Origin of the sequence: Rathayibacter oskolensis (genome assembly GCF_900177245.1) — a bacterium.
GTDB lineage: Bacteria > Actinomycetota > Actinomycetes > Actinomycetales > Microbacteriaceae > Rathayibacter > Rathayibacter oskolensis.
This window is the reverse complement of sequence record NZ_FXBM01000002.1, coordinates 107,738-134,305: the sequence shown is the minus strand read 5'-3', so window position 1 is coordinate 134,305 and position 26,568 is coordinate 107,738. Positions and strand designations below refer to the sequence as shown.

The window sequence follows — 26,568 nt, the reverse complement described above, 5'->3', positions numbered from 1 at the left end:
TCAGAACAGGGGATGGTCGTGGACCGGCGTCTCAGGGACCGCCTGCAGCACGTCCCAGTGCTCGACGATCCGGTCGCCCTCGAAGCGGTAGAAGTCGGCGACGGCGGTGTCGGGCGCACCGGGGCGGGAGGCGCGGAGGTGCACCACGGCCAGGTCGCCGTCGACGAGGGTGCGCTGCACGGAGAATCGCGCCTCGGGCGAGCCGTCGAACTTCGGGGTGAGCATCTCGACGGCGATCGCCGGCCCGTCGGGGATGTTCGGATTGTGCTGGCGGTAGTCGTCGGCGACCAGGAAGGCGAACGCCTCCCCGACCCGCTTGCGGGTGTAGAACAGCTCGACGAACCGGGCGAAGTCGGCGCGGCGGTCGCCCGTCGGCTCCTCGACGGTGCTCGCCTCTGCGGCGCTCATCCCTTGAGGCCTCCGGCGAAGCCCTGGATGAAGCGCTTCTGAGCGAAGAGGTAGAAGGCGAGGATCGGGATCATCGAGATGATGACGATCGCGAAGATCTGGTTCCACTGCGAGACCAGCGAGCCGATGTAGTAGTACATGGCGACCGGCAACGTCTGGCTGGTGGAGCCGCCGAGGAAGATCAGCGACGTGAAGAAGTCGTTCCAGACGATGAGGCCGGCGAGGATCGCCACGGTTCCTGTCGCGGGCGACATCAGGGGCAGCACGACGCGGAAGAAGATCTGCGTCCGCGTCGCCCCGTCGATCGAGGCGGCCTCCTCGTACTCGGTGCCGAGCCCGCGGAAGAAGCCCGCGTAGAGGAAGATCGCCAGCGGCAGGAGCATCCCGCTGTAGAGGATGATCATCCCCCAGACCGAGCCGGTGAGCCCGATCGAGCGGGCTCCGATGTAGAGCGGCACGGTGCCGAGCTGGGTCGGGAGCACGATCGCGATCAGGAACAGCAGGTAGGCGCCGCGGCTCCAGCGGCGCGTGCTGCGCGAGATCACGTAGCCGGTCAGGGAGCCGAGCAGCACCATCGCGAGGATGCTGCCCGCGGTGATGATCGCGCTGTTGAGCAGGCCGAGCAGCACGTTCGACTGGCCGGTCGCCGAGAGGACGTCGACGAAGTTCTGGATCGTCGGCGAGGTCGGCGGCGCGAGCCGGGAGGTGCTGAACACCTCGTCGTCGGGCTTCAGAGAGATGGCGATGAGGAAGTAGAAGGGGAGGAGGTAGACCAGGGCGACGACCCAGAGCGAGACCTCGCGGACGGCGGTCCATCTCGTGTAGCGGAACATGTCACTCCTTGCCGGTTCGGTCCTGCGTGACCCGCTGCTGGACGACTGCGAAGAACAGGATGATGAGGGTGAGGATCAGCGCGAGCGCGGCACCGTTGCCGAACTGCCCGAGGCTGAACGCCTGCTTGTAGACCTCGGTGGCGAGGGTGGCGGTGGCGCCTGCCGGGCCGCCTCCGGTGAGGGCCATGATCTGGTCGAAGATGCGGAGCCCGTTCACCAGCCCGAGGGTCGTCGCGATCGCGACGGAGGGGCGGATCGACGGCAGGGTCACGTGGAGGAACCGCGTCCAGAGGTTGGCACCGTCGATCGCCGCGGCCTCTTCGATCTCGATCGGGACGGAGGCGAGGCCCGCCGCGTAGATGACCATCGCGAAGCCGATGTTCTGCCAGACGACGACGATCAGCACCGCCCAGATCGCCCAGACAGGGTCGGCCAACCAGGAGCGGGCCATCGAGCCGAGGCCGACGCCCTGCAGGACCACGTTGAGCGGGCCGTCGAACTGGAAGATGAACTTCCAGATGTACGACGTGGCGAGCGGGCTGAGCACCACCGGCATGAAGAAGAGGGTGCGGAGGATGTAGCGGGTCTTGAGGAGCCGGTTCAGCCCGATCGCGAGGCCGAGGCCGGCGATGTTCGAGAGGACCACCGAGGCGAAGGCGAGGAACAGCGTGTTCAGCAGCGCGCCGATCTTGCTGGGGTCGGCGAAGATCCGGGCGAAGTTGTCGAAGCCGACCCAGTCGAAGCCGCCGATGCCCGTCCAGTCCGTGAAGGCGAAGAAGGCGCCGACGCTGGTCGAGACGTAGTGGATGGCGATCACCATCAGGATGCCGGGCAGCGCCCACCACCAGTGACCGAGCTGCAGCAGGCCCTTCTTGCGACGCGGCGGGTGGGTCACCCGGTCGAGTGGACCCTTCGGCTTCCTGGGCGGGACGACGAGTCCTGTCGTCGCGTCATTCACAGTCGATGTCATCGGGTCCTCTGCTACGTCGTCGTCAGCGGGATTCGTACGCGATCGGGGTGAGCGGGGCGTCCCGCCCGGCCGACGAGCAGCCGGGCGGGCCCGGGATCACTAGTCCCAGGCGGCGTCCATCGAGCTGAGCACCTGGTCGATGGTCGACTGGCCGGTGAGCAGTCCCTGCACACCGGTCGCCATGGCGTCGTAGACGGACGCGTTGGCCCAGGCCTGGTTGGGCAGCGGTGTGTAGTCGCCGTTCTTCAGCAGGTCGGACACTCCCTCGTAGGTACCCCCGGTGAAGTCCATGTCGGCGAGGCCCGCGACGGGGAGGCCGCCGGAGGCGTCGGCGAAGGCGGTCGACTGCTCAGGAGCGGCCAGCCAGTCGAGGAACTCGCTCGCTGCCTCCTTGTTGGCCGACTTGGCGTTGATCGAGAGCGAGTAGGTCGGGCTCGCGACGCCGTAGGGCTTGTCACCCTCGGACGCCGGCGGGAACGCCTGGGCGACGAACGTCTGGTCGGGAGCCGCCTTCGCGAGCTCGGAAGCGGACCCGAGAGGGCCGAAGAACGAGAGCGAGGCGCCGGAGGTCATGTTGTTGGTGATGGCGTCGAAGCCCGCACCCTCGACTCCGGCCTGGAAGCAGCCGGCCTCCTCGAGGTCGAGCACCGTCTGCAGGGTGTCCTTCCAGCCGTCGCTGTCGGCGAAGGTGACCTCGCCCGCAGCGCGCTGCTCGTTCCAGTCGGGAGTCTCGGCGAACACGCGGGTGGCCGAGATGACCAGAGCGGTGATGCCCGCGTTGGGCGCGGCACCGCCGGCGACCACGAACATCGACTTGCCGGCGTCGGCCGCCGTGGCGCACGCAGCCTCGAGCGAGTCGAGGTCGGTCGGGAACGTCGAGAGGCCTGCGGCGTCGGTCGCGGTCTGGTTGAGGATCAGGCCCGCGTACGAGACGCCCAGCGGCAGCCCGTAGATCGCGTCGTCGAAGGTGTAGCTGCTCTCACTGCCCGGCGGGATGACGTCGGCGGCGTCCGGGATCGGCTCGAGGAAGCCGGCCTCGGCGAGAGGGATGACGCTCCGGCTCTGGCCCGATCCGGCCTCGGTCTCCATGACGTCGGGGGCGTTACCCGCCTGGAGCTGGGTGCGGATGGCATCGCCGTAGGTGTCATTGGGCTGGGGCGAGAGGGTGATCTCGACACCCTCGTGGCTGTCCATGTAGTCCTGGGCGAGGATCTCGAACGGGCTGGCGATGGTGTTGGACTTCGCGTAGGTGAGCGAGAACGAGGTCGAGCCGTCGGAGCTCTCACCCGAAGGCGATCCCGAGCAGCCGGCGAGGAGCACGGCCGCGACGGCGGGGAGGGCGAGGTAAGCGGATCTGCGGACAGGGAAGCGACGCTGCTCTGACATGTCCAACCTTTCTGACGTCGATGTCACGGTGGGGAGCCGGGGGCGGCTTCGCCTCAGTATCACAGCGATGCGTCTGAAACACACATAAGACTTCGCGATACGGGACATAAGTGGGCGGAGCCCTGTCGAGGAGGCGAACCCTCGCCAGAGGGTCAGGAGCGCGGGGCCCCGACCGAGCCGCCGGGGCGCCACGGGCCGCCGATGCGCTCCTGGAGGAGCGGCGCGGCGGGGTCGGCGAGCCGCGCCAGCAGCGCCTCGACGGCGCGGCGGCCGAGCGCGTGACCGGGGCCGACCAGCAGGTCGAGGGTCGGGTCGGCCAGGTCGGCGACGTCGGGGTCGGAGGCGAGCAGCACGATCGACAGGTCGCCGGGAACGCTCACCCCGCGGTGCCGCAGCTCGTGCGCGAAGCCGACGGCGGCGCCTCCGTTGATGACGACGGCCGCCGTCAGCGCGCTCGCGTCGAGCGACCGCGCCAGCGCGCGACCGCCGGCCGGCGACTCGTCGCAGCGGAGGAGGGAGCCGGTGAGTCCGCGCGCCGCGCACCCCCGCTCGAACGCCTCCCTGGTGCGCGCGTAGGGGCCGAAGTCGGAGCCCTCGGCGCCGAGGACCAGGGCGATCCGGGTGTGGCCGAGCCCGGCCAGCCGCTCGAGCGCCTCCTCGACCATGCCCTCGAAGTCGATGTCGACCCAGTCGAGGGCCGACGGGTCGCGGGTGCGGCCGATCAGCGCGAAGGGTGTGCCGGAGTCGCGGAGGATCGCGACCCGCTCGTCCTCCGAGGTCACCTGCATCAGCACCACGCCGTCGATCAGCCCGTCCGAGCGCAGGTCGGCCAACCGCTCCGACCCGCCCACCGTCGGCCAGAGGACGATCGAGTAGCCGTTCTCGGCCGCCGCCTCGGCGGCGCCGGTGAGGAAGGACGTGGCCGTGTTCAGCGGCCGGCTCGAGACCAGCGGGTACACGACCGCGACGATGAGGGAGCGGCGGCGGGCGAGCGCGCGGGCGACGGCGTTCGGGCGGTAGCCGAGCTCGCGCATCGCCTCCCTGACCCGCTCGCGCGTCTGCGGCGAGACCGGCTTCGTGTCGTTGACCACGAACGACACAGTGGTCATCGACACCCCGGCCAGGCGCGCGACGTCTCGCATGGTGGCCACGGCGCCTCCTCGCGATCGGTGCGCCGGTGCGTGGTTGACGCAGGGCGGGGGTCTCCCGCATTCTAGGAGCGAGAAACGGTAAAGCGCTTAACCGCGCGCTGAGCACCCCTCTCTCCATCGATGAAGAAGGAACCCCCGTGACCACACCCGCATCCCCCGTCCGCGTCCTCGTCTGGGGCGAGAACCGCCACGAGCAGGTCGAGGAGAAGGTCAGAGCGATCTACCCCGACGGCATGCACACGACCATCGCCGAGGGCATCCTCGAGAACCTCGGCGAGCGCGCCGTCGTCAGCACCACCACGCTCGACGAGCCCGAGCACGGCCTCACCGAGGACGTCCTCGACGCCACCGACGTCCTCGTCTGGTGGGGGCACATGGCGCACGGCGACGTCGACGACGCGATCGTCGAGCGCGTGCACCGCCACGTCCTCGCCGGCATGGGCCTGCTGGTGCTCCACTCCGGCCACTGGTCGAAGATCTTCGGCAAGCTGATGGGCACCACCTGCACGCTGCGCTGGCGCTCGGAGGAGGACCGCGAGCTGGTCTGGACCGTCGACCCCACGCACCCCATCGCGCAGGGCGTGCCGCACCCCTTCGTGATCCCGCAGCAGGAGATGTACGGCGAGTTCTTCGACGTCCCCGCCCCCGACGAGCTGGTGTTCCTCTCGACGTTCTCGGGCGGCGAGGTGTTCCGCTCGGGCATGACCTACAAGCGCGGCCACGGGCGCATCTTCTTCTTCTCGCCCGGCGATCAGGACTACCCCGTCTACCACCACGAGCACGTGCGCCGCGTGATCGCGAACGGCGTGGAGTGGGCGCGCAGCTCGCGTCCCGCCCGCAGCCTCCCCGTGCTGCAGCGCTACGAGACCGAGGACTTCTACAACGGCCAGGACTACCAGGGAGCGCTCGTCCGATGACGGTGCGCATCGTCCAGGTGGGCGCCGGCGCGATGGGGCGCGCCTGGATCCGCACGATCCGCGACTCCCCCGATGCCGAGCTGGTCGGCCTCGTCGACCTCGACGTCGATCTGGCCACGCGGGCCGGCGAGGAGGAGGGAGTCGCGCCGCTCGCGGTCGGCAGTTCCGTCGCCGAGGTCGCGGCCCGCACCGGCGCCGACGCGGTCGTCAACGTGACGGTGCCCCGCGCGCACCTGCCGGTCAGCTCCGAGGCGCTGTTCGCGGGGCTGCCGGTGCTGTCCGAGAAGCCGATCGCCCCGACGATCGCGGAGTCGCTGATCCTCGCGGCGACCGCCGAGGTGGCGGAGCGGCTGCTGATGACGAGCCAGTCGCGCCGTTACTACGCCTCGATCGCCGCGTTCCGCGAGCAGATCGCGGGGCTCGGGCAGCTGGGCACCGCCTCCGTGTCGTTCGCCAAGGCACCGCGCTTCGGAGGCTTCCGCGACGAGATGGCGCATGTGCTGCTCGTCGACATGGCGATCCACGCGTTCGACGCCGCCCGCTACCTCCTCGACCGCGACCCCGTGGCCGTGTACTGCGAGGAGTACAACCCGGGCTGGAGCTGGTACGCCGACGGCGCCGCGGCGAGTGCCGTCTTCGAGTTCGCCGACGGGGTGCGCTTCACCTACACGGGCAGCTGGTGCGCCGACGGTCTCGAGACGTCGTGGAACGGCGACTGGCGCGTGAACGGCGCCAGCGGCACGGCGCACTGGGACGGCGAGGGCGCACCCGAGTGGCAGGCGCGCGACGCGGACGAGGTGCAGGTCGCCGCGTTCGAGCCGGTGCCGACGGAGATCGCCGGCTCGCTCGCGGAGTTCGTCTCGGCGCTGCAGACGGGGGCGACGCCCTCGGGAGAGGTGCACTCGAACGTGCGGAGCCTCGCGATGGTCGAGGCGGCGGTGCGCTCCTCCGAGACCGCGGCGCGCGTGCGCATCGACGACGTGCTCGAGGAGGGCTACGCCGAGGCGCTCGGGCTGGCGCGCGACGAGCGCGTGCGCGCGGCCCTGGCGGCCTGGGGCTCGGCGGCGGGCGGCCTCGGGGGCTGAGGCCGCCGCCGAGGGCGTCTCCGCGCGTTCGCCGTCCGGACACCTCGGGACGCCCGATTGTTCACCTCGGCCCGCGAGCGTGGGCGGGTTCCCTTCGAATCGTCTCAGGAGACCCGTGCCCCGTCACCCCGCCCCCCGTCGCGCCGCCGGCGCCGCGATCGCCCTCACTCTCGCGAGCTGCACCCTCGGCGCAGCCCTCCCCGCCTCCGCCGCGGGAGACTCGTTCTTCACCCGCATCGCCACCGTGCCCGCCTACCTCAACGCCGCCGACCCGGCCGTCGACGCCGCCGTCGCCGAGATCTCGAGCGCGTCGCCCGACGGCCGCCTCGTCTACTCGACCGACTCGGCCGGTCAGCGCATCAACGTGCTCGACATCAGCGACCCCGACGCTCCGGAGCCGCTCGGCGGCGTGGGCGTCGGAGGCGAGCCCACCTCGGTCTACGCGACCGGCGAGTACGTCCTCGCGGTCGTCGACACCAGCGACGGCGACTTCGCGAACCCGTCGGGTCACGTCAGCGTCCTGCACGCCGACGACCTCGCGCCCGTCGCGACCATCGAGCTCGGCGGCCAGCCCGACTCCATCGACGTGACGACCGCGGGCGACACCGCCGTCATCGCGATCGAGAACCAGCGCGACGAGGAGTTCACCCCCGAGGGCGGCGAGGAGGGCGACCTCCCGCAGCTGCCCGCCGGCGAGCTCGTGGTGATGGACCTCGCGGGAGACCCCACCACGTGGGTCGCCGAGCACATCGACATGACCGGACTCGCGGGGCTCGACACCCCGAGCGACCCGGAGCCCGAGTACGTCTCGATCAACCCCGGCGACACCGCCGTCGCGGTGACCCTGCAGGAGAACAACGCCGTCGCGATCGTCGACCTGGCCACCCGGACCGTGACCGCGTCCTACTCCGCGGGCACCGCCTCCGTGACCGGGATCGACACCCTCGACGACGACCACATCTCGCTGACCGACTCGATCACCGACGTGCCGCGTGAGCCCGACGCGATCGGCTGGGTCGGCGACGACCACATCGCCATCGCCAACGAGGGCGACTGGAAGGGCGGGACCCGCGGCTGGTCGATCCTCGACGCGGCCACCGGCGCCGTCACCTGGGACGCCGGCAACTCGTTCGATCACCTCGCGGTGAGCGTCGGCCTCTACCCCGACGGGCGCTCCGACGCCAAGGGCTCGGAGCCCGAGGGCCTGCTCTCGGCGACCTTCGACGGCGTGCCCTACGTCTTCGTCGGGGCCGAGCGCGCGAACTTCGTCGCGGTCTACGACGTGTCCGACCCGACCGAGCCGCGCTTCGTGCAGGTGCTGCCGTCGACGCCGGGGCCGGAGGGGCTCCTCGCCCTGCCCGAGCGCGACCTGCTCGTCGTCTCGAGCGAGACCGACGACGCTGAGGCGGCCGTGCGCGCGAGCGTCCAGGTCTACGAGCTCGGCGCCTCCTCGCCCGCGTTCCCGAGCATCGTCTCGGCCGACGTCGACGACTCGCCCCTCCCCTGGGGCGCGCTCTCGGGCCTGTCGACCGACCCCGCCGACGACGACCGCCTGTTCGCGGTCAGCGACAGCGCCTACGCGCCGAGCGAGGTCTACTCGATCGACACCTCCGTCTCTCCCGCGCTGATCGACTCGTCGTTCACCGTGACGGAGGCGGGTGAGCCCGCAGCCCTCGACCTCGAGGGCATCGCGGCGCGCACCGAGGGCGGCTTCTGGGCCGTCACCGAGGGCGCCACCGGCCCCGAGAACGCACTGCTCGAGCTCGACGCCGACGGCGCCGTGCAGCAGCGCATCACCCTCCCCGCGGAGGTGGCCGACGCGCTCGGCTCGCAGGGCTTCGAGGGCGTGACCATCGAGAGCGGCGCCGAGGGCGACATCGTCTGGACTGCGCTGCAGCGCGAGGCCTCGACCGACGCCGACGGCGTCGTCCGTCTCGGACGCTACGACGTCGCGGCCGAGAGCTGGAGCTTCTTCGGCTACCCGCTCGAGCCGGCGTCCGGCGCCGAGGGCGACTGGAACGGCCTCTCCGAGATCACGCTGACCCCGGCGGGCACCCTCGCCGTGATCGAGCGCGACAAGCGCAACGGCCCGGATGCGGCGCTCAAGGCCGTCTACACGGTCGACCTGCCCACCGCCGCCGGTGCCGCCGTCGGCGAGGAGCTCCCCGTGCTCGAGAAGACGCTCGCGGCCGACGTGCTGCCTGTGCTCGAGGCCGGCAACGGCTGGACCCAGGAGAAGCTCGAGGGCCTCGGCATCACCGGGTCGGGCGAGGTGTTCGTGGTGACCGACAACGACGGAGTGGACGACGCCAACGGCGAGACGGTGTTCGCCTCGCTGGGATCGGCCGAGGAGGTGTTCGGGTCCGCTGCGACTCCGGAGCCCACCGCCACGCCGACCGTCGAGCCGACCGCGACGCCGACCACGGAGCCGACCGTCGCGCCGACCGCGGAGCCGACCGTTGAGCCGACGACCGCGCCCACCGCCGGGCCGACCGTCGCACCGACCGCGCACCCGACCGCGACCGCAGCCCCCGCTGCCGGCACCACGCCGACGCGCCCCGGCTCGGGACTGGCGAGCACCGGAGTCGAGACGGGCTGGGCCGCCGCGGCCGCCCTCGCGCTGATGGCCGGCGGAGCGCTCGCGCTCGGCCTCACCCGCAGGCGCCGCACCGCGCGCTGACCGCTGCTCCGCTGATCCGCTGAACGCTGATCGACTGAACGACACGCACGGCCCGGAGGACCTCGGTTCTCCGGGCCGTCCGTGCGTGCCGACCCGTCCCGGGCCGCACCTGCGAGGGAACCCGTTCTCGCCGAGGTGCCGCTTCCGGCGCGGTGTCTCGACGCGAACGGGTTCCCTCGGCGGAGGAGTCAGCTGCCGGTCGGGGCGTCGCCCTCGGCGGGTGCAGCCGGAGGCGTGGGCAGCTCGCCGTCGGCGGGAGGAGTAGGAGCCTCGTCGCCGCTGGGCGCAGCAGGCGGAGTCGGCGCCTCGCCGTCACCAGGCACCGCAGGCGGAGTCGGCGCCTCGCCATCAGCAGGCGCCGCAGGCGGAGTCGGCGCCTCGCCCTCACTAGGCACCGCAGGCGGAGTCGGCGCCTCGCCGCCGGCCGGAGGCGTCGGCAGCCCCGCCGCGCCCGGCCCGGCCGGTCCGCATCCCGCCGGCCCGGGCGGGGTCGGCGCCGTGCCGTCGCCGGTCGCCCGCGCACCAGGCGCGCCGTCGCCCGCCCCCGGCGTCTGGAGCGGCGTCGCGCCGGCCGACACCGACGGAGTCGGCGTCCCCGTCCCGTCGGCGAACGCCGCGGTCGCTCCGAGGCCCGCCAGCCCGAGTGCTCCGGCGGCGATGCAAGCCGCGATCATGCGGCCCCGGAGGCGGCGCGGCCCGAAGCCCGAGCCCTTCGGTGTCGTGGTCTCGCTCATGGTTCTCTCCTCGGTCCGGCCCGGTGCCGACCCCGTTCGGGATCGGGTGCGGCCGGTTCTCTTCGAGAGTCGGAGCCGAGTCTGAAGCGCCGCTTAAGAACAGGCCCTGCACAGCCGATGAGGGGTGCACGCCGAGACCGCGCCCCTACGGTCGGAGCATGCCGCCTCCCGCCCGTGTCCTCCTCATCGAGGACGACGACGCCATCCGCGCTTCCGTCGAGGCCGCCCTGCGCGGCGAGCGCTTCACGGTGCGCGGCCTGGCGACCGGCGAGGACCTCGCCCGCGAGCTCCTCGCCTTCTCCCCCGACCTCGTGATCCTCGACTGGATGCTCCCCGGCCCGAGCGGAATCGTGCTCGCCGAGCGCATCCGCCGCTCGAGCGATGCCGCCGTGATCATGCTGACCGCCCGCGACGCGGTCGACGACCGCCTCCGCGGGTTCGACGAGGGAGTGGACGACTACGTGGTCAAGCCGTTCGTGCTCGCCGAGCTGGTCGCCCGGGTGACCGCCGTCCTGCGGCGGCGCGGCAGGGTCCCGTCCGTCATCGAGATCGGCGACCTCGTCGTCGATCCCGACTCCGGACGCGCCCGGCGCGGCGACGCCCCGCTCGACCTGACCGCGACGGAGTTCAGGCTCCTCGCGTTCCTCGCCGGCAGCCGCGGCCGCACCCTCAGCAAGACGCAGATCCTGACGCAGGTCTGGGGCTACGACCACGTCGATCCGAACCTCGTCGAGGTGCACCTCAGCTCCCTCCGCAAGAAGATGGAGGCGCACGGCGAGCGACTCATCCACACCGTGCGCGGTCTCGGCTACCGGGTCGACCCGTGACCGGCGGCGCGCCTGCTCCACTCCGCACGGGCTCCCTCCGACTGCGCACCGTCGTCGCCGTCGTCGCGCTGCTGGCCGTGCTCCTGCTCGCCCTCACGGCCACGGTCCAGGCGGTCCTCGGCGACCGCCTGCGCGACCAGATCGAGGAGCGGCTCGCCGACCGGGCGGCGGCCGCTGCGGCGCTCGTCGGCACGATCGACGACGACGAGCTCGCCTCCCGCCTGTCGGCGCAGGGGGTCTCGGTGCGGATCACGAGTCCCGAGGGCGAGGCGGTCGTGGCCGGCCCGAGCCCGGAGCAGTTGCGGGCCGGGCCGGCCGCGGCCGATCAGCTGGGCGAGGCCCCGCCTGGCCCGCCCTCCGGCGCACCGACTCCCGAACCGCGGGCCGCGACCGACGCGTCCGTCACGGTCCTCTCGAGCAGCGTCTCGGGCGACGACCAGCTGATCACCCTGGAGTCGACGCTCAGCGACGGCACCGAGCTCACCCTCACGAGCGACGCGAGCTCCGTCAGCTCGACCCTCGCGTCGCTGAACGGGATCCTCCTCGCGTCCTCGGCCGCGTTCCTCCTCCTCGCCGCGATCGCCCTGACCGTCGTGGTGCGCGCGACCCTGAGACCGCTCGAGCGGATGACCGCGGTCGCCCGCTCGATCGCCCACGGTGATCGCGGGCGCCGCCTCCGACCCTCGCGACCGAGCACCGAGCTCGGTCGCACCGCCGCCGCCTTCGACGAGATGCTCGACGACCTCGAGGAGGCCGAGCGCACGGCCGTGGCGGCCGAGCTGCGCCTGCGGGCCTTCGTGTCCGACGCTGCCCACGAGCTGCGCACGCCGATCACCGGGATCCAGGCCGCGGCCGACGCCCTGGTCAGAGCCGACGGCTCGAGCGAGGATCGCGAGCGGCTGTCGGCGCACGTGGTGCGCGAGTCGCTCCGCGCGGGCCGGCTTATCCAGGACATGCTGCTGATGGCACGGCTCGACGAAGGACTCGCCCTCGAACCGCGGCCTCTCGACCCGCTCGCCGTCGCGCAGGCGGCGATCGAGCGCCTTCAGCTGCACCGCCCTGATCTCGCGGTGGCGCTGCACCGGGCCGGGGAGGTGCCTCCCGTGCTGGGGGACGCCGACCGGCTCGGGCAGATCCTCGGCAATCTGCTCGAGAACGCCGCCCGCTTCGCCCGCTCGCGGATCGAGGTGACGGCGGTGGTCGACGCCGGCCGGGTCGCGCTGACCGTGGACGACGACGGTCCCGGCATCGCGGAGGAGGACCGCGAGCGGGTCTTCGATCGTCTCGTCCGCCTCGACGACGCCCGCAACCGCGCCGACGGCGGCTCGGGGCTCGGCCTGCCGATCGCCCGCGGCCTCGCCCGCGCCCTCGGCGGTGACCTCGTCTGCCTGACGGGTGGCCCCGGCGCCCGGTTCCGGCTGGCGCTCCCCGCCGCCTGACCGCACTCGACGGGAGCGGCTCGCCGCGGCGCGGTCAGATCACGGCCACGAGGCGGTCGGTCGACGACCACGCCGCCTCGAGGTCGGCGAGGGGGACGGCGCGGAGGGGGAGCGCGAGGCCGCCCTCTGCGGCGAGCGCCAGGATCTCGGGCAGTTCGGCCAGCAGGAGCCGCGGGTCGATCGATCCCGCGCCGCTGCCCGTGATCGAGAGCGAGGACGAGCGCAGCAGCGACGCGTCGAGCGAGACCCGCGTGCCCGCGAGGGCGCCGAGCTGGACGTAGGTTGTGCTCGCCGCAGTGTGCCCGAGGCCCGTGCGGCGCAGCGCCTCGAGCGCCGCCTCGGCCACGGGGCCCCAGAGGTAGTCGAGTACCACGTCGATGCCGTCGGGGGCGGCACCGCGGAGGCTCGCGGCGAGGTCGCCGCCGATGCGCACGGGCACGACGCGGTCGTCCTCCGCGACCCGCGCGAGCGCCTCCTCGTTGCGGCCCGCCGCGATCACCCGGCCGGCGCCCAGGTGCAGCGCGATGCGCACGGCGAGCGAGCCGGAGGCGCCGGTCGCGCCGAGCACGAGGACCGTCTGCCCCGGCCGCAGCGCCGCCGCGCCCACGAGGGGCATCCAGGCCGACATCGCCGGGTTCACGATCCCCGCCGCGTCGACGCTGCTGAGCCCGTCCGGCACCGGCACCGCGAAGCCGGCGGGGACGAGGGTCCGCTCGGCGAAGGTCCCGAAGGGATCGGGCGAGCCGCCGGTGTAGACGCGCGTGCCGTCCTCGAGGACTCCGACGCCGTCGACTCCGGGCACGAAGGGCAGCTCGTCCCCCGAGCCGTAGTGGGCGCCCGCAGCGAGCGAGCGGACGATCCGGTGCACTCCGGCGGCGAGCATCCGCACAGGGACGAAGCCCTCGCGGGGCTCCGGCTCGCGGAAGTCGGCGAAGCGGGGCGGAGTGGCGAAGTCGGTGACGACGGCGGCTCTCATGGTTCCTCCTAGTTTTGAACGGTGTTCAACTCGAACTGCTGCTACCTTTGCTGAACACCGTTCAAAAGTCAAGGAGCGCCATGGCGAAGCTCACGAAGGACGCGATCGTCCAGGCCTCGTTCGACCTCCTCGCCGAGGGCGGGCTGGCCGCGATCACCGCGCGCGCGCTCGCGGAGCGGCTCGGAGTGCGCGCCGGCGCCCTCTACTACCACCTGCCCGACATGTCGGCCCTGGCCGACGAGATGGCGACCGTGATGATGCGCGAGATCGTCGGAGTCGACGAGTCGCCGACCGACTGGGCCGAATTCCTGCGCGCGACCGCCGCCCACCTGCGCGCGGTCCTGCTCCGTTACCGCGACGGGGCCAGGCTCTTCTCGGGCACCTACCTCACCGACGACGAGGCGATCGGCTCGATGGAGGTGCCGCTGCGCCGCCTCACCGAGGCCGGGTTCGAGCTCGTCGACGCGCTGCGGGCGATGCAGACGCTCACCGCGTTCGTCACCGGCAGCGTGATCGAGGAGCAGCACCGCCTGTCGGCGCCCGAGCGCTACACCGCCGCGAGACGGCACCAGCGGATCGACGCCGCGCGGTTCCCGCTCACCGACGCCGTCAGCGAGGCGTTCACCGACGGAGCCGACGCGGCGTTCGACTGGGGAGTCGAGACGATCGTCGCGGGCCTGGCCGCGCGCCGCGCCTCCTGACGCCGCCTCCTGACAGCCCCCTCCCCCGCGAGGGAACCCGTTCTCGCCGAGGTGCCGCGTTCTGCGCGGTGTTTCGGCGTAAACGGGTTCCCTCGGCGGAGGGTGAGGCTCAGCCGGCCGTCACGGGGGTCGAGGCCAGCAGGCCCTCGAGGCGGGCGTAGCTCGTCTCCATGCCGTCGGTCATCCCGGTCGCGAGAACGGCGTCGCGCTGGGCGGCGTCGGCGTAGGTGATGACCAGGGTCAGCAGCGTCCCGTCGCCCGTCGCGGTCAGGGTCATCTCGTTGAGCGTCGCGGGGAAGTCCGTCCCGATCATCGCCTCGGTGGTGACCGCCCTGAAGGGCTCCTCCGACTCGAGGAGCTCGCCCGTGAAGCCGAACCGCTCCTCGCCGCCGTCGCGCTGCCATTCATAGCGGTAGCTCCGGCCGACCTCGGTGGCGACCTCGCAGACGGGCATCGACCAGCCGTCGGGTCCGAGCAGCCAGCGCTGCATCAGCTCCGCATCGTTGTGCGCGCGCCAGACCTGCTCGACGCTGCCCCGGATCACCCGCGACACCCGCACCTGGGTGTCGCTCAGGATCTGCGCCTCGACGACGCGGTCGGCCGCGAAGGCGGCGAGGTCGGCGACGACCGCGTCGATCTGGTCCATCGCCTCGCGGGTGCCCTCCACCATCCCCATCGCGACGAGCTGCTCGAGCTGGTCGAGCGAGTCGAAGGACGAGATCGTGGTGAGCCGGGTGCCGCCCGGGGTCTCATCGAAAGCGAAGACTGCGCGCGTGGCGGGCAGGTCGGGGTTCGGTGCGCCCGTCTCGTCGGCGAACCGGTCGATCACCTCGAACGAGCGCGGTCGGTCGAGGGCGGTCCAGTCCCAGCAGCCGTAGTGCTGGTCCCCCTCGGGCCCGGTCATCCGGTAGACGCTGCGGCCGCCCACTTCGGCGTCGTGGCGGAGGAACGTGGCCGGGTAGGTCGGCGGACCCCAGAAGCGCTCGATCTGCCTCGGGTCGACGTAGGCGTCCCAGACACGCTGGAGCGGGGCGTCGAAGTCGGCGACGATCGTGAGCGTGAGGCGGTCGAGATCCTTCTCGACGGAGGTGATGGGCATGACGGGCCTTTCGATGGAGGGGATCAGGCGGGGGTGTTCGGAGTTGCGTCGTCGGCGTCGCCCGCGAGCATCGCGTCGAGGCGGTCGATGCGACCGCGCCAGATCGCCTCGAACCCGTCGAGCAGGCGCTGGGCCTCGCGGAGGCGCTCGGGATTGCCGCGCACCAGGCGCTCGCGGCCGAGCGGTCGCTTGGTCACGAGCATCGCCTCCTCGAGCACGGCGACGTGCTTCTGCACCGCCGCGAACGACATGTCGTAGCGGTCGGCGAGCACCGAGACGGAGACCTCTTCCCGGAGTGTCCGCCGGACGATGTCGCGCCGGGTCGCGTCGGCCAGCGCCCGGAACATCCGGTTGACGTCGGCGTCGGAGAGTTCATCTACAACCATGTTGTTGCACATTACGACCGAACCGCCGGTTCCGCAAGAGCCGGATCCGCGCAGTCAGCGGCTACCCGGTCAGCCCCGGGCGGGCGTCAGCTCCTGCAGCCCCGTGACGCGCAGCAGATCGAGCCGCGCCTCGTCGACCGAGCCCGGCACCACCGTGTAGACGACGATCCGCAGGTCGCCGCCGGGGACCGAGAGCACGTCGCAGTCGACGGCGATCGGCCCGACGGGCGTGCTCGTGACCGTCTTGCGGCTCGCGCGGTGCTCGGCGACGTGCGCCTGCGACCAGCGCGCGGCGAAGTCGGGCGAGGCCGCCTGCAGCCGCACGACCAGGTGGGCGAGCGCGGCATCGTCGGGGTAGCGGCCCACGGCGGCGCGCAGGTCGGCGACGAGGTCGGCCGCGAACTCCTCCTCGTGCCGATCGTCGAAGTCGGTGCCCTCGTGCCCCTGCGTGAAGTGGCGCCAGACGAGATTGCGGTCGAGCCCGGTGACGCGCGACGGGTCGCCGTTGATCGCGGCCCAGAGCGGGTTCCAGAGCAGGATGTCGTGGGCTGCGGTGAAGACGGCGAGCGGTACGTCACCCAGACGGTCGACGATGCGCTGCACCCCGGCCGTGATGTGCTGCGGCACCTGCGCGCGGGTCGGCGGGGCGACTCCCGCGACCCGGAACAGGTGGTCGCGCTCGTCCTGCGTCAGCCGGAGGGCGATGGCCAGAGCGCCCAGCAGCTGCCCCGAGGGGTTCACCGCACGGCCCTGCTCGAGTCGCACGATGTAGTCGACGCTGACGCCGGCGAGGGCGGCGAGCTCCTCGCGGCGCAGTCCCGACGTGCGCCGGCCGGCCCCCGCGGGCAGCCCGACCTCCGCGGGTCGGACGCGCTCGCGCCACGATCTCAGCACGCTCGCGAATTCGCTCATGCCCCCATGCTCCTCCTTCCCCACCGCCGCGGTCCTGGTACCGGCAGTCCCCCTGTCGAGCGGTACCTGGGCGATCGCGATCGGGAGGCACAGCATGGAGGCATGACAACGACACTGATCACCGGGGCCAACAAGAGCCTCGGACTCGAGACCGCCCGCCGCCTCCTCGAGGCCGGCCACACCGTCTACGCAGGGATGCGCGATCCCGGGAAGGGCGCGGCCGTCGAGGCGCTCGGCGCCCACGTCGTGCAGCTCGACGTCACCGACCAGGCGAGCGTGGACGCCGCCCTCGCCTCCCTTCCCGCCCTCGACGTCCTCGTGAACAACGCGGGGATCCTCGGCACCTCGTTCGGTGTCGACGACCTCTCTCCGGAGGCGATGGCGAGGGTCCTCGAGACGAACGTCGTCGGCATCGTGCGCGTCACCCAGGCGGCCCTGCCGCTGCTCCGGGAGTCGCCCGCTCCGGTCGTCGTGAACGTCGCCTCCGGGGTCGGCTGGCCCAGGGCGCTCGCGACGGAGGGCCGCGACGAGTACCCGGTGCAGGCGATCCCCTACGCGGCGTCGAAGGCCGCGGTCATCACGCTGACCGTGCAGTACGCCAAGAACCTGCCCGGATTCCGCATCAACGCGAGCGACCCCGGCTACACGGCGACCGACTTCAACGGCCACGGCGGGCACCAGACCGTCACCGAGGGCACCGACGCGACCGTCGCGCTCGCGCTCGTGGGTCCCGACGGCCCCACCGGCGAGTTCCACGACCGCGAGGGCCGCATCGACTACTGACGCACCCGAGGGCCCGGTGCCGGATTCGTTGTGGATGGCAACAAACCGGGCCTGGAGGAGGCAGAATGGAGGGATGACGCAACGGAGCAACTGGGCGGGCACCTACGAGTACCGCGCCGCCGACATCATCGAGCCCGAGTCGATCGAGGAGGTGCAGCGCCTCGTCCGCGAGAATGACCGCGTGCGCGCCCTCGGCACGCGGCACTCCTTCAACTCCCTCCCCGACACCCCCGGCGCCCTGCTGCACCTCGGCCGGCTGGCCTTCGAGCCGGTCATCGACGCCGAGGCGAACACGATCACCGTCCCGGGCGCCACCCGCTACGGCATCGTCGCCTCGCACCTGCACGCGAACGGCTACGCCCTGCACAACATGGGCTCGCTGCCGCACATCTCGGTGGCCGGCGCGATCTCGACCGGAACCCACGGGTCGGGTGACCGCAACGCGAACCTCTCCTCGGCCGTCTCCGCCCTCGAGCTCGTCACCTCCGACGGCTCGCTGCGCACCATCCGCCGCGGCGAGCCCGGATTCGAGGGGCTCGTCGTCGGACTCGGAGCCTTCGGCATCGTCACCCGCGTGACCCTCGACATCCAGCCGACGTTCGACGTGCGCCAGGACGCCTTCGTCGACCTGCCCTGGGACCGCGTGCTCGACGACTTCGACGCGATCACCTCCTCCGCCTACAGCGTCAGCCTCATGACGCACTGGTCGAGCCCGACCGTCGAGCAGCTGTGGCTGAAGACCAAGGTCGAGAACGGGTCGGTGGCGGACGTCGACGCGACGCATCTCGGCGCGATCGCCGCCTCCGCCAGCCTCTTCGCGGTGTCGGAGGGCGTCGACTCGAACCTCAACCCCTTCGGCGGGTCCGTCGGACCGTGGTCCGAGCGGCTCCCGCACTTCCGGCTCGACCGCGAGCCGAGCGCCGGCGACGAGATCCAGAGCGAGTACATGGTGCCGCGCGAGAACATCCGCGAGGCGATCGTGGCGCTCCGCGCGATCGGCGAGCGGATCGACGAGGTGCTGCTGATCACGGAGCTCCGCACCATGGCCGGCGACGTCCAGTGGCTCTCCCCCGCGCAGGGTCGCGACAGCGTCGGCGTGCACTTCACGTTCGCCAAGGACCGCGCCGGAGTCGACGCCGTGCTGCCCGCGGTCGAGGGCGCGCTGCTGCCGCTCGGCGCCCGCCCGCACTGGGGCAAGCACTTCCTCGCCCGCGCCGACCGGATCGCCCCGCTCTACCCCCACCTCGCCGACTGGCGCTCGCTGCGCTCGGCGTGGGACCCGGCCGGCAAGTTCGCCAGCGACTTCGTCCAGGAGCGCCTGCTGGGCTGACGCCCCGCGGCCACGAGAAGGAGGCGCGCCGTGCCCCGCACATCCGGTTCCGGAGAAGAGATCCCGTCGACGATCGAGCGGTCGGACGAGCACGCGCAGGCCCTCTGGTCGGCCGCGCACGACTCGGCCGTCGAGAGCTACGGGGAGGGTGAACGCGCCCACCGCACCGCCTTCGCCGCGCTGAAGCACGAGTACGAGAAGGTCGGCGACCACTGGGAGCGCAAGGCCGAGAACGGCCCGTCCGACTCCCGTGCGGCCGAGGGCGGTCCCGACGGCCGGGGCGAGACGGCGGGCGGAGTCGACGCCACCGCCACGAAGGCGCACCTGCTCGATCTCGCCAAGCGCCTCGACATCTCGGGCCGCTCGCGCATGACGAAGCCCGAGCTCGTCGAGGCCCTGCAGCGCGAGAACACCCGCCGCACCCGCGCGGCCCGCTGAGGGCGGCTCCAGCGCGGCAGCCCCACCGCCGGCGGCAGGGGATCTCGATACGCCCGCTCGGCGGGCTACTCGGACAGCAGGACCGACGCACCGGCACCGGCCGGTCTCCGAGGACGGATCCCCGCCTGCCCCCGCTGGTGGTGCAACCTCCAAGGGCGTATCGCGGCACCGGCCCGAACCTGAGAAGTCAACGAGGAGACGCCGATGCCGCACCCACCTATCTTCGACGGAGGACGACCGCCCCCGACCCCCGGAGCCGCCCCGTGACCCACGCCCCCCACCTCCCGCAGCAGACCGCGGAGGCGACCGCATGAGGGTCACCGACACCAGCGACCTGTGGTGGCGCTCCGCCGTCTACTACAACCTCGACGTCAAGACCTTCATGGACTGGGACGACGACGGCGTCGGCGACCTGGAGGGCCTGGCGCACCGCATCGACCACCTCGCCGAGCTCGGTGTCAGCTGCCTGTGGCTCGCGCCGTTCTACCCGTCGCCCGGCAGGGACAACGGCTACGACATCAGCGACTTCTTCGGGGTCGACCGGCGCTACGGCCACCACGGAGACGTCGTCGAGGTCGTCCGCACCGCCCGCGACCGCGGGATGCGCGTGATCGTCGATCTGGTCGTCAACCACACCAGCGACCAGCACCCGTGGTTCCAGGCGGCGCGATCCTCCCCGGACAGCCCCTACCGCGACTACTACCTCTGGCGCGACGAGCCGCCGGCGGATCAGCCCGCCAACGTGTTCCCCGACGCCGAGGACGGCGTCTGGTTCTTCGACGAGCAGGCCGGCCAGTACTACCTGCACAGCTTCTACCGGCACCAGCCCGATCTGAACACCGACAACCCGCGGGTGCGCGACGAGATCGCGAAGCTGATCGGGTTCTGGCTCCAGCTGGGCATCGACGGCTTCCGGGTCGACGCGGTCCCGTTCCTGATCACTCCCGGAGCCGCCGACGAGCACGAGTGGCTCCGCCAACTGCGCGGCTGCCTGTCGCGCCGCTCCGGCGACGCGATGATGCTGGGCGAGGTGAACGTCTCGCGCGACCAGCAGCTCGCGTTCTTCGGCGGGCAGGACGCCGACGAGCTGTCGATGCAGTTCGACTTCATCGGCAACCAGCGGCTCTACCTCGCCCTCGCCCGCGAGGAGGCGGCGCCGCTCGTCGAGGCCCTCGCGAGCCGCCCCGCGATCGCCGTCGGCAGCCAGTGGGCGAACTTCGTCCGCAATCACGACGAGCTGACCCTCGATCAGCTCGCCGACGACGAGCGCGACGAGGTCTTCGCGGCGTTCGCTCCGGAGGCGTCGCAGCGGATCCACGGGCGCGGCATCGTCCGCCGACTCCCGCCGATGCTCGACGGCGACCCGCGACGGATCCGGATGGTCTACAGCCTCCTGTTCTCGCTGCCCGGCGCGCCGGTTCTCTACTACGGCGAGGAGATCGGGATGGGCGAGAACGCGGCGATCCCCGGGCGGAGCGGTGTGCGCACGCCGATGCAGTGGAGCGGCGCCCGCAACGGCGGCTTCTCGCGCGCCGACGCGTCGGAGCTGGTCGCCGCGGTCACCGAGGGCGGTTTCTCGCCCGAGCACGTGAACGTCGCCGATCAGCGGAAGTCGCCGGATTCGCTGCTCGCGCACGTGCAGGCGCTCGCGTGGCTCTACCGCCGCTCGCCGGAGATCGGCTGGGGCGAGTACACCCACCTGCCCTCGGCGGAGCCGTCGGTCTTCGCGCACCTCGTGTCGGCATCGACGGGGACGACCGTCGCCGTCCACAACTTCGCGTCGACTCCGCGCACGGTCACGCTGCGACTCCCGGACGCCTCGCGGGGCGCCCATCTCGTCGACTCCCTCGGCGGGGAGTCGGTGACGCCGGGCGCCGACGGCACGGTGACGCTCGGCATCGACGGCTACGGTGCCCGCTGGTTCCGGCTGCTGACGGAGTCGTCCCGCCGTCTGGTCTGACGGCTCCGGGCACCCCACTGCTCACGAGTTGTCGTACTCGACGCCCGAGTACGACAACTTTCGCGCACTCGACGTACCGGCCCGGGAGAGCCCGCCGCCCCGGGCGCGCGCCTCAGGGCAGCCGCGTCTCGACCCACCGCGTCGCGGGAAGCCCCCGGGCGCCCGGTCGCGCGAGCCACAGCGCCCCGGCCGACGGATGCGCGGCTCGCTCCTCGGCCGACAGGTCGCGCGAGGCCGACGAGAGGACGGCGACGTCGAGCGACTCCCCCGCGAAGGCGATGCTCGAGACGTGCGGGGCGTCGACCGCGATTCCCTCGCCCTCGACGCGTCGCCCCTCCGCGTCGTACACGCGCACGCCGCTGCCACCCCAGATCGCGCACCAGAGCCGACCCTCGGAGTCGACGGTCATCCCGTCGACGAACACGCCCTCCTCGAGTTCGAGGAAGGTCTCGCGCGCCCCGTCGGGGTAGGGGCGGCGGTAGACGACACCCGACTCCGTGTCGACCGAGTACATCACCGAGCCGTCGGGCGACCAGGCCAACCCGTTCGAGAGCTTCAGGTCGTGATCGAGCACGGTCACCGAGCCGTCGTGCTCGATCCGGAGGAGGACGTCGTCACCCACGGACTCGCCCAGCGTGAGCGATCCCACGACCAGCCGGCCCTGCGGGTCGATCGAGCCGTCGTTGAAGCGGTGCCCCTCCGGCAGCAGCTCCGACCCCCGCGTCAGCGATCCGTCGACCTCGAGGATCGCGAGCCGGCGGGTCAGGGCGACGAGCACGCGTCCGTCGCCGAGCGGGAGGGCGCAGCCGACCTGCTCGCCCACGTCCGAGCGCGTGATCGCGCCCACTCCCTCGGCCGTGAGCGGCGCCGAGAGCACCGCGCCCGCCTCGATGTCGACCCAGGTGAGGCGGCTGGTCCCGCCGTCCCAGACGGGACCCTCGCTGAGGATGTAGGAAGGGGTGCCCGCAGGCGTCGCGTCGATCATCCGCCCACCGTAGCCAAGGGCGGCAGGATCGCGCGGGGCGGTTGACGGCGGGGTCTCGACGCGTGTGCGCACCTCGGCCAGGGCCCAGGCGATGAAGGCGGCGGCGGGCACCGCGAGCGCCGGATCCGCCCGGTTCGCCCCCGGATCGAAGGGGCGCCGCCGGTAGCCGACCGAGGCGTCGAGCACCCGGCGGAATCCGGGGGCCTCGCTGCCGAGCCACCGCGCCGCCTCCTCCTTGCCCGCGATCGAGCCCGTCGTCGCCGTCCACATCAGCCTCGCGACGGTCAGCACCGCGTACGGCTGCGCCCAGCCGTCGAGCAGCACCTCGGGCTCGTCGCGGATCCATGCGGCACGCGACTCCGCCTGACGGAGCGCCTCCCTGCGCAGCTCGCGGGGATCGGGCTCGGGCACGAGCGCCGCGGCGGGCGGACCCGCCAGCGCGATCCCGCGGTGCCGCAGCAGCCATCGCGTGTTCCAGGAGTCGTCGTGCGAGGACTCCACGAGCTCGCGCGAGCCGTTGTCGACGTACAGCCACGAGCCGGTGGCGCCGGGCGGCCGACGCAGGGCGGAGGCGGTGGTCCAGCCGACCTCGAGTCGCCCCGCCGCGCGCAGGGGCAGGTCGGGCAGGGCGGAGTGGAGGGCGCGCGCCGCCGCGCTCTCCCCCGGCGTGAGGGCTCTGCGGCTCACGACGATCACGTCGACGTCGCTCGCCTCGTCGCCGCAGCCGAGCGCGAACGACCCGGTGAGGTAGAGGCCGGTCAGCTCGTCGCCGAGCACCCGGGCGACCCCCTTCCGCAGCTCGTGGAGCGTGCGCTCGAGATCCGCCGCCTCCGGCCCGGGCAGCTGAGCGTCGAGGTGAGCACGGAGGGACGTCACCATGCCGGCGACAGTACCCCGGCGCTGCGTGCGAATACACCCGCGCGCTTTCTCAGACAAGGGGTTCATAGCCCGTCGATATTCACGGCCTCGCGGGATTATCGTCGTCTCGCCGCGACCGGGACCGCGTTCCTCCAGGGCGACGCCGGGGCGACAGGAGGGCGTTCTCATGTCGACAGGTACGACCGACTCGCGCGAGTCGGAGGCGAAAGGTCCCGTGCGCAGTCTCGTCCCGGCCCGCATCGACCGGCTCCCGTGGACGCGCTTCCACTGGTCGATCGTGGTGGGGCTGGGCTTCTCGTGGGTCCTCGACGGACTCGAGATCCAGATCGTCGCCTCCGCCGGCTTCGCGAAGGAGTTCGACCTCGACGCCGCCCAGGTCGGCGTGCTCGGCACGGTGTACCTGGTCGGCCAGATCGTCGGCGCCCTGATCTTCGGGCGGCTCAGCGACAGGCTCGGCCGCCGCAAGCTCTTCATCCTCACTCTCGTGATCTACCTCGTCGCGAGCGGCCTCGCCGGGCTCGCGCCGAACTACCTGTTCCTCGCCGTGTTCCGCTTCTTCGCGGGCATGGGCATCGGCGGTGAGTACGCCGCGATCAACTCCGCGATCGACGAGCTGATCCCCTCGAAGTACCGCGGCCGCGTCGACATCGCGATCAACGGCACCTACTGGGGAGGCGCGGCGCTGGGCTCCGCGGCGAACCTGTTCTTCCTCAACGACCAGATCTTCGCCGAGAACATCGGCTGGCGGCTCGGGTTCTTCCTGGGGCCGATCCTCGGCCTCGCGATCATCTACCTCCGCCGGCACATCCCCGAGAGCCCGCGCTGGCTGATGACGCACGGGCGCGAGGAGGAGGCGGAGCGGACGGTCGACGAGATCGAGCGCCGGGTGAAGGCCGAGGGCGGCACCATCGAGCCGGTCGACGACTCGAAGGCGATCACCGTGAAGGCCACCGAGAACATCCCGTTCCGCACCATCGCGCGCGTGCTGATCAGGCAGTACCCGAAGCGGACGCTGGTGGGCGCGACCATGATGATCACGCAGTCGTTCCTCTACAACGCGATCTTCTTCACCTACGCCCTGGTGCTCGAGAACTTCTACGGAGTGGAGCAGAGCGCGGTCTCGTACTTCTTCTTCCCGTTCGCGATCGGCAACCTGGTCGGACCGCTGGTGCTCGGCCACCTGTTCGACGTGTGGGGCCGGCGGAAGATGATCTTCCTCACCTACGGCGCCTCGGGCGCGGTGCTCGCCCTCTCGGCGCTGCTGTTCAGCATGGACGTGCTGACGGCGACGACGCAGGTCGTGCTCTGGTGCGTCTCGTTCTTCTTCGCCTCCGCCGGCGCCTCGAGCGCCTACCTGACCGTCAGCGAGATCTTCCCGCTCGAGCTGCGCAGCCAGGCCATCTCGTACTTCTTCACCCTCGGCCAGATCGCCGGCGCGGTCGCGCCGACCCTCTACGGCGTGCTGATCGGCGACGGCAGCGACCGCGGACCTCTCACCGTCGGCTACTTCGTCGGAGCCGCGGTGATGGTCGTCGGCGGAGTCGTCGCCCTGGTCTTCGGCGTCGACGCCGAGCGCCGCAGCCTCGAGAGCATCACCGAGCCGCTGTCGACGGTGCGCGACTGACGCCTCCGGTCGGGCGGGCCGGCCCGGGTCCGACGAGCCGGACCCGCCCCGAGGCCGGCCCAGCGTCAGCCGACGTGCACGCCCGGCCGGCGCGAACGGCGCGGCTCGGAGCGGCGGAGCACCTCGCGGGTGACGGGCGCGACCTCGCCGGTGCCGGTGATCAGGAACCGGAACATGTTGGTCAGCGGGTCGCCCTCCGTCCACTCGAAGTAGACCTCGGGGATCACTCCGGTCAGGTCGCGGATCTCGAGCATCACCGTCGCGATCGTGTTCGGGATGTTGCCGGAGGTGACCGTCAGCACCCGGAACCCGTGCCGCACCTCGCCGCGCACCAGCAGATCCTCCTCGAAGTCGGACGAGTCGGTCGCCTGCACCTCGAGGAACAGCACGGGGGAGCGCATCGGCAGGTTGCTGTGCCGGTGCTCCTCGGCGAGCTTCTGCCGGTACTCGCTCTCGGACCCGTCGTCGGGCTCGTTCGCGAGGACGCGGATCACGCCGTAGTCGTCGGCGTCGGACGTGACGAAGTCGAGCGCGGCGGCGTCGAAGGTCACCGAGGTGGCGCGCAGCTGGAACGAGCGGTGCACCCGCGAGACGAGCGAGACGACGAGGATGCCGAGGATGAAGACCCCCGCGATCCGCACGCCGTCCGGCCGCTCGACGACGTTGACGACCGTCGTGTAGACGAAGACCAGCGCGATGACCGCGAAGCCGATCGCGCGCTTGCGCTGCCGCTTGCGCTTGGCCGACAGGAACACGGCGACGGAGGCGGAGGTGATCAGCACGAGCACACCGGTCGCGTAGGCGCCGCCCTGGGCGTCGACGTCGGCCTCGAACAGGATCGTGATGATGAACGCCACGGCCGTGAACACGAGCACCAGCGGTCGCACGGCGGCCGCCCACTGCGGCGCCATCCCGTAGCGGGGGAGGTAGCGCGGAACGATGTTCAGCAGCCCCGCCATCGCCGAGGCGCCCGCGAACCAGAGGATGCAGATCGTGCTGATGTCGTAGACGGTGCCGAACGCCTCGCCGAGGTACTCGTGCGCGAGGTAGGCGAGGGCGCGGCCGTTCGCCTCGCCTCCCGACCGGAACTCGGCCTGCGGGATCAGCAGCGTGGTCACGAAGCTCGACGTGATCAGGAACGCCGACATCGTGATCGCGGCGGTGATCAGCAGCCGCTTGGCGCCGCGGATCCGGCCGGCCGGGTTCGCCTCGGTGTCGCCCGCCTCGCCGCGGATCTGCGGCATCACCGCCACCCCGGTCTCGAAGCCCGAGAGACCCAGCGCGAGCTTGGGGAACACGATCAGCGCGATGCCGACCATGATCAGCGGATTGCCGTGCTGCGCGTTGAGCGCCGACCACCAGTCGCTGACGACGACCGGGTTCTCGGCGACGTGCCCGAGAGCCACGACGATGACGACGGCGTTGAGCACGAGGAACGCGGCGACGAGCACGACCGCGATCGAGATCGCCTCCTTGAAGCCGCGGAGGAACACGACGGCGAGCAGGGTGATCAGGCCCAGGGTGAGCGGCACCTCCGCGCCGTGGAACCACTCCGGAGCGAAGGGGTTCTCGACCGCGTGCGCGGTCGCGTCGGCCGCGCTCAGGGTGATGGTGATCATGAAGTCGGTGGCCGCGAAGCCCAGCAGCACCAGCACGAAGAGCTTGCCGCCCCACCAGGGCAGGAGCCGCTCGAGCATCGCGATCGAGCCCTCGCCGCGGAAGCTCTCCTTCGCCACGCGGCGGTAGACGGGCAGCGCGCCGAAGAGGGTGAGCAGCACCAGCACGATCGTCGCGAGCGGCGAGAGCAGCCCCGCGGCGAGCGCCGCGATCGCCGGCTGGTAGCCGAGGGTCGAGAAGTAGTCGACGCCGGTCAGGCACATCACCCGCCACCACGAGTGCGTCTTCTCGGCGGAGGAGTGCGGCCCGGGGTGCGTGCCCGCGTTGTCGCGGAGCCCCTCGAGCAGCCACGCCCGCAGGCCTCCGGGGCGCGCGGAACGCAGCGGCGAGGGTTCGAGGGCGTCGGCGTCGCCGCGGACTACGGAGGAGGTCACTGGACGTTTCTACT

Annotated in this window: 23 protein-coding genes; 11 read left to right on the top strand and 12 right to left on the bottom strand. The window is 72.0% G+C overall.

What is annotated here, in order from left to right:
- The 5 genes from B9Y99_RS09765 to B9Y99_RS09745 all read right to left on the bottom strand — a co-directional run bounded on the left by B9Y99_RS09765 (position 1) and on the right by B9Y99_RS09745 (position 4,739).
- Positions 1-408, bottom strand: a complete 408-nt coding sequence (locus B9Y99_RS09765) for a nuclear transport factor 2 family protein (RefSeq protein WP_085476437.1) — start codon at positions 406-408, stop codon at positions 1-3.
- A complete protein-coding gene (locus B9Y99_RS09760) occupies positions 405-1,241 on the bottom strand; it encodes a carbohydrate ABC transporter permease (protein ID WP_085476436.1) in 837 nt (278 codons plus the stop codon). Before B9Y99_RS09760 ends, B9Y99_RS09765 begins: the two co-directional genes overlap by 4 nt.
- A gap of 1 nt (position 1,242) precedes the next feature.
- Positions 1,243-2,136, bottom strand: coding sequence for a carbohydrate ABC transporter permease (locus B9Y99_RS09755; protein ID WP_244274859.1), 894 nt, complete (start codon positions 2,134-2,136; stop codon positions 1,243-1,245).
- A 174-nt stretch (positions 2,137-2,310) separates the two neighbouring features.
- Positions 2,311-3,597 (bottom strand): ABC transporter substrate-binding protein, encoded by a 1,287-nt coding sequence (locus tag B9Y99_RS09750; RefSeq protein ID WP_085476434.1) that lies wholly within the window; start codon positions 3,595-3,597, stop codon positions 2,311-2,313.
- Positions 3,598-3,749: 152 nt separating this feature from the next.
- Positions 3,750-4,739: a LacI family DNA-binding transcriptional regulator gene (locus B9Y99_RS09745; protein WP_244274953.1), complete on the bottom strand. Its 990-nt coding sequence runs from the start codon at positions 4,737-4,739 to the stop codon at positions 3,750-3,752.
- Between the two features lie 146 nt (positions 4,740-4,885).
- On the opposite strand from B9Y99_RS09745, the gene B9Y99_RS09740 reads away from it, so the two are divergent.
- The 3 genes from B9Y99_RS09740 (at position 4,886) to B9Y99_RS09730 (ending at position 9,430) form a co-directional block, all read left to right on the top strand.
- Positions 4,886-5,665, top strand: a complete 780-nt coding sequence (locus B9Y99_RS09740; RefSeq protein WP_085476432.1) for a ThuA domain-containing protein — start codon at positions 4,886-4,888, stop codon at positions 5,663-5,665.
- Positions 5,662-6,750, top strand: coding sequence for a Gfo/Idh/MocA family protein (locus B9Y99_RS09735; protein ID WP_085476431.1), 1,089 nt, complete (start codon positions 5,662-5,664; stop codon positions 6,748-6,750). The genes B9Y99_RS09740 and B9Y99_RS09735 overlap by 4 nt, the downstream gene beginning before the upstream one ends.
- Positions 6,751-6,865: 115 nt before the next feature.
- The gene (locus B9Y99_RS09730) at positions 6,866-9,430 is read left to right on the top strand and encodes an esterase-like activity of phytase family protein (RefSeq protein ID WP_085476430.1); all 2,565 of its coding nucleotides are present in this window, start codon (positions 6,866-6,868) and stop codon (positions 9,428-9,430) included.
- Positions 9,431-9,618: 188 nt separating this feature from the next.
- On the opposite strand, the gene B9Y99_RS18475 is transcribed toward B9Y99_RS09730, so the two are convergent.
- Positions 9,619-10,164 carry a hypothetical protein gene (locus B9Y99_RS18475; RefSeq protein WP_129587986.1) on the bottom strand — a complete coding sequence of 182 codons (546 nt, stop codon included), beginning with the start codon at positions 10,162-10,164 and terminating at the stop codon, positions 9,619-9,621.
- Between the two features lie 158 nt (positions 10,165-10,322).
- Here B9Y99_RS18475 and B9Y99_RS09720 point away from each other — a divergent pair, with 158 nt between their 5' ends.
- Positions 10,323-10,991: a response regulator transcription factor gene (locus tag B9Y99_RS09720; protein WP_085476428.1), complete on the top strand. Its 669-nt coding sequence runs from the start codon at positions 10,323-10,325 to the stop codon at positions 10,989-10,991.
- Positions 10,988-12,430 (top strand): sensor histidine kinase, encoded by a 1,443-nt coding sequence (locus tag B9Y99_RS09715; protein ID WP_085476427.1) that lies wholly within the window; start codon positions 10,988-10,990, stop codon positions 12,428-12,430. Before B9Y99_RS09720 ends, B9Y99_RS09715 begins: the two co-directional genes overlap by 4 nt.
- 34 nt (positions 12,431-12,464) lie before the next feature.
- Here the strand turns inward: B9Y99_RS09715 and B9Y99_RS09710 are convergent, their stop codons facing one another.
- The gene (locus B9Y99_RS09710) at positions 12,465-13,406 is read right to left on the bottom strand and encodes a quinone oxidoreductase family protein (protein ID WP_085476426.1); all 942 of its coding nucleotides are present in this window, start codon (positions 13,404-13,406) and stop codon (positions 12,465-12,467) included.
- Positions 13,407-13,486: 80 nt separating this feature from the next.
- On the opposite strand from B9Y99_RS09710, the gene B9Y99_RS09705 reads away from it, so the two are divergent.
- On the top strand, positions 13,487-14,107 hold the full coding sequence (locus tag B9Y99_RS09705; protein WP_085476425.1) for a TetR/AcrR family transcriptional regulator C-terminal domain-containing protein: 621 nt from the start codon (positions 13,487-13,489) through the stop codon (positions 14,105-14,107).
- A 109-nt stretch (positions 14,108-14,216) separates the two neighbouring features.
- On the opposite strand, the gene B9Y99_RS09700 is transcribed toward B9Y99_RS09705, so the two are convergent.
- The 3 genes from B9Y99_RS09700 to B9Y99_RS09690 form a co-directional block, all read right to left on the bottom strand.
- Entirely contained in the window at positions 14,217-15,206 is a 990-nt protein-coding gene (locus tag B9Y99_RS09700) for an SRPBCC family protein (protein WP_085476424.1), read from the bottom strand.
- Between the two features lie 23 nt (positions 15,207-15,229).
- Positions 15,230-15,592, bottom strand: a complete 363-nt coding sequence (locus tag B9Y99_RS09695) for an ArsR/SmtB family transcription factor (RefSeq protein ID WP_085477338.1) — start codon at positions 15,590-15,592, stop codon at positions 15,230-15,232.
- A gap of 69 nt (positions 15,593-15,661) precedes the next feature.
- The gene (locus B9Y99_RS09690; RefSeq protein WP_085476423.1) at positions 15,662-16,504 is read right to left on the bottom strand and encodes a helix-turn-helix domain-containing protein; all 843 of its coding nucleotides are present in this window, start codon (positions 16,502-16,504) and stop codon (positions 15,662-15,664) included.
- 102 nt (positions 16,505-16,606) lie between these two features.
- On the opposite strand from B9Y99_RS09690, the gene B9Y99_RS09685 reads away from it, so the two are divergent.
- The 4 genes from B9Y99_RS09685 (at position 16,607) to B9Y99_RS09670 (ending at position 21,015) form a co-directional block, all read left to right on the top strand.
- The gene (locus B9Y99_RS09685; protein WP_085476422.1) at positions 16,607-17,287 is read left to right on the top strand and encodes an SDR family NAD(P)-dependent oxidoreductase; all 681 of its coding nucleotides are present in this window, start codon (positions 16,607-16,609) and stop codon (positions 17,285-17,287) included.
- Between the two features lie 73 nt (positions 17,288-17,360).
- Positions 17,361-18,617: a D-arabinono-1,4-lactone oxidase gene (locus B9Y99_RS09680; RefSeq protein ID WP_085476421.1), complete on the top strand. Its 1,257-nt coding sequence runs from the start codon at positions 17,361-17,363 to the stop codon at positions 18,615-18,617.
- Between the two features lie 30 nt (positions 18,618-18,647).
- Positions 18,648-19,055, top strand: a complete 408-nt coding sequence (locus B9Y99_RS09675; RefSeq protein WP_085476420.1) for a ChaB family protein — start codon at positions 18,648-18,650, stop codon at positions 19,053-19,055.
- A 310-nt stretch (positions 19,056-19,365) separates the two neighbouring features.
- Positions 19,366-21,015, top strand: a complete 1,650-nt coding sequence (locus tag B9Y99_RS09670; protein ID WP_085476419.1) for an alpha-amylase family protein — start codon at positions 19,366-19,368, stop codon at positions 21,013-21,015.
- Between the two features lie 112 nt (positions 21,016-21,127).
- On the opposite strand, the gene B9Y99_RS09665 is transcribed toward B9Y99_RS09670, so the two are convergent.
- A complete protein-coding gene (locus B9Y99_RS09665) occupies positions 21,128-22,879 on the bottom strand; it encodes an SMP-30/gluconolactonase/LRE family protein (protein ID WP_165759583.1) in 1,752 nt (583 codons plus the stop codon).
- A gap of 214 nt (positions 22,880-23,093) precedes the next feature.
- Between B9Y99_RS09665 and B9Y99_RS09660 the strand changes: the two genes are divergently transcribed.
- Complete coding sequence (locus B9Y99_RS09660; RefSeq protein ID WP_342097149.1) at positions 23,094-24,503, top strand: MFS transporter; 1,410 nt, start codon at positions 23,094-23,096, stop codon at positions 24,501-24,503.
- Between the two features lie 65 nt (positions 24,504-24,568).
- On the opposite strand, the gene B9Y99_RS09655 is transcribed toward B9Y99_RS09660, so the two are convergent.
- The gene (locus B9Y99_RS09655) at positions 24,569-26,383 is read right to left on the bottom strand and encodes an APC family permease (protein ID WP_244274951.1); all 1,815 of its coding nucleotides are present in this window, start codon (positions 26,381-26,383) and stop codon (positions 24,569-24,571) included.
- Between the last annotated feature and the right edge of the window lie 185 nt (positions 26,384-26,568).

What these genes read in the sequence shown, in the direction of transcription:
- B9Y99_RS09670 (WP_085476419.1), top strand. Translation starts at nt 19,366, where the DNA reads ATGAGGGTCACCGACACCAGCGACCTGTGGTGGCGCTCCGCCGTCTAC.
- B9Y99_RS09695 (WP_085477338.1), bottom strand. Translation starts at nt 15,592, where the DNA reads ATGGTTGTAGATGAACTCTCCGACGCCGACGTCAACCGGATGTTCCGG.
- B9Y99_RS09700 (WP_085476424.1), bottom strand. Translation starts at nt 15,206, where the DNA reads ATGCCCATCACCTCCGTCGAGAAGGATCTCGACCGCCTCACGCTCACG.
- B9Y99_RS09705 (WP_085476425.1), top strand. Translation starts at nt 13,487, where the DNA reads ATGGCGAAGCTCACGAAGGACGCGATCGTCCAGGCCTCGTTCGACCTC.
- B9Y99_RS18475 (WP_129587986.1), bottom strand. Translation starts at nt 10,164, where the DNA reads ATGAGCGAGACCACGACACCGAAGGGCTCGGGCTTCGGGCCGCGCCGC.
- B9Y99_RS09655 (WP_244274951.1), bottom strand. Translation starts at nt 26,383, where the DNA reads ATGTGCCTGACCGGCGTCGACTACTTCTCGACCCTCGGCTACCAGCCG.
- B9Y99_RS09760 (WP_085476436.1), bottom strand. Translation starts at nt 1,241, where the DNA reads ATGTTCCGCTACACGAGATGGACCGCCGTCCGCGAGGTCTCGCTCTGG.
- B9Y99_RS09685 (WP_085476422.1), top strand. Translation starts at nt 16,607, where the DNA reads ATGACAACGACACTGATCACCGGGGCCAACAAGAGCCTCGGACTCGAG.
- B9Y99_RS09735 (WP_085476431.1), top strand. Translation starts at nt 5,662, where the DNA reads ATGACGGTGCGCATCGTCCAGGTGGGCGCCGGCGCGATGGGGCGCGCC.
- B9Y99_RS09665 (WP_165759583.1), bottom strand. Translation starts at nt 22,879, where the DNA reads ATGGTGACGTCCCTCCGTGCTCACCTCGACGCTCAGCTGCCCGGGCCG.
- B9Y99_RS09690 (WP_085476423.1), bottom strand. Translation starts at nt 16,504, where the DNA reads ATGAGCGAATTCGCGAGCGTGCTGAGATCGTGGCGCGAGCGCGTCCGA.
- B9Y99_RS09765 (WP_085476437.1), bottom strand. Translation starts at nt 408, where the DNA reads ATGAGCGCCGCAGAGGCGAGCACCGTCGAGGAGCCGACGGGCGACCGC.
- B9Y99_RS09680 (WP_085476421.1), top strand. Translation starts at nt 17,361, where the DNA reads ATGACGCAACGGAGCAACTGGGCGGGCACCTACGAGTACCGCGCCGCC.
- B9Y99_RS09750 (WP_085476434.1), bottom strand. Translation starts at nt 3,597, where the DNA reads ATGTCAGAGCAGCGTCGCTTCCCTGTCCGCAGATCCGCTTACCTCGCC.
- B9Y99_RS09745 (WP_244274953.1), bottom strand. Translation starts at nt 4,739, where the DNA reads ATGCGAGACGTCGCGCGCCTGGCCGGGGTGTCGATGACCACTGTGTCG.
- B9Y99_RS09720 (WP_085476428.1), top strand. Translation starts at nt 10,323, where the DNA reads ATGCCGCCTCCCGCCCGTGTCCTCCTCATCGAGGACGACGACGCCATC.
- B9Y99_RS09710 (WP_085476426.1), bottom strand. Translation starts at nt 13,406, where the DNA reads ATGAGAGCCGCCGTCGTCACCGACTTCGCCACTCCGCCCCGCTTCGCC.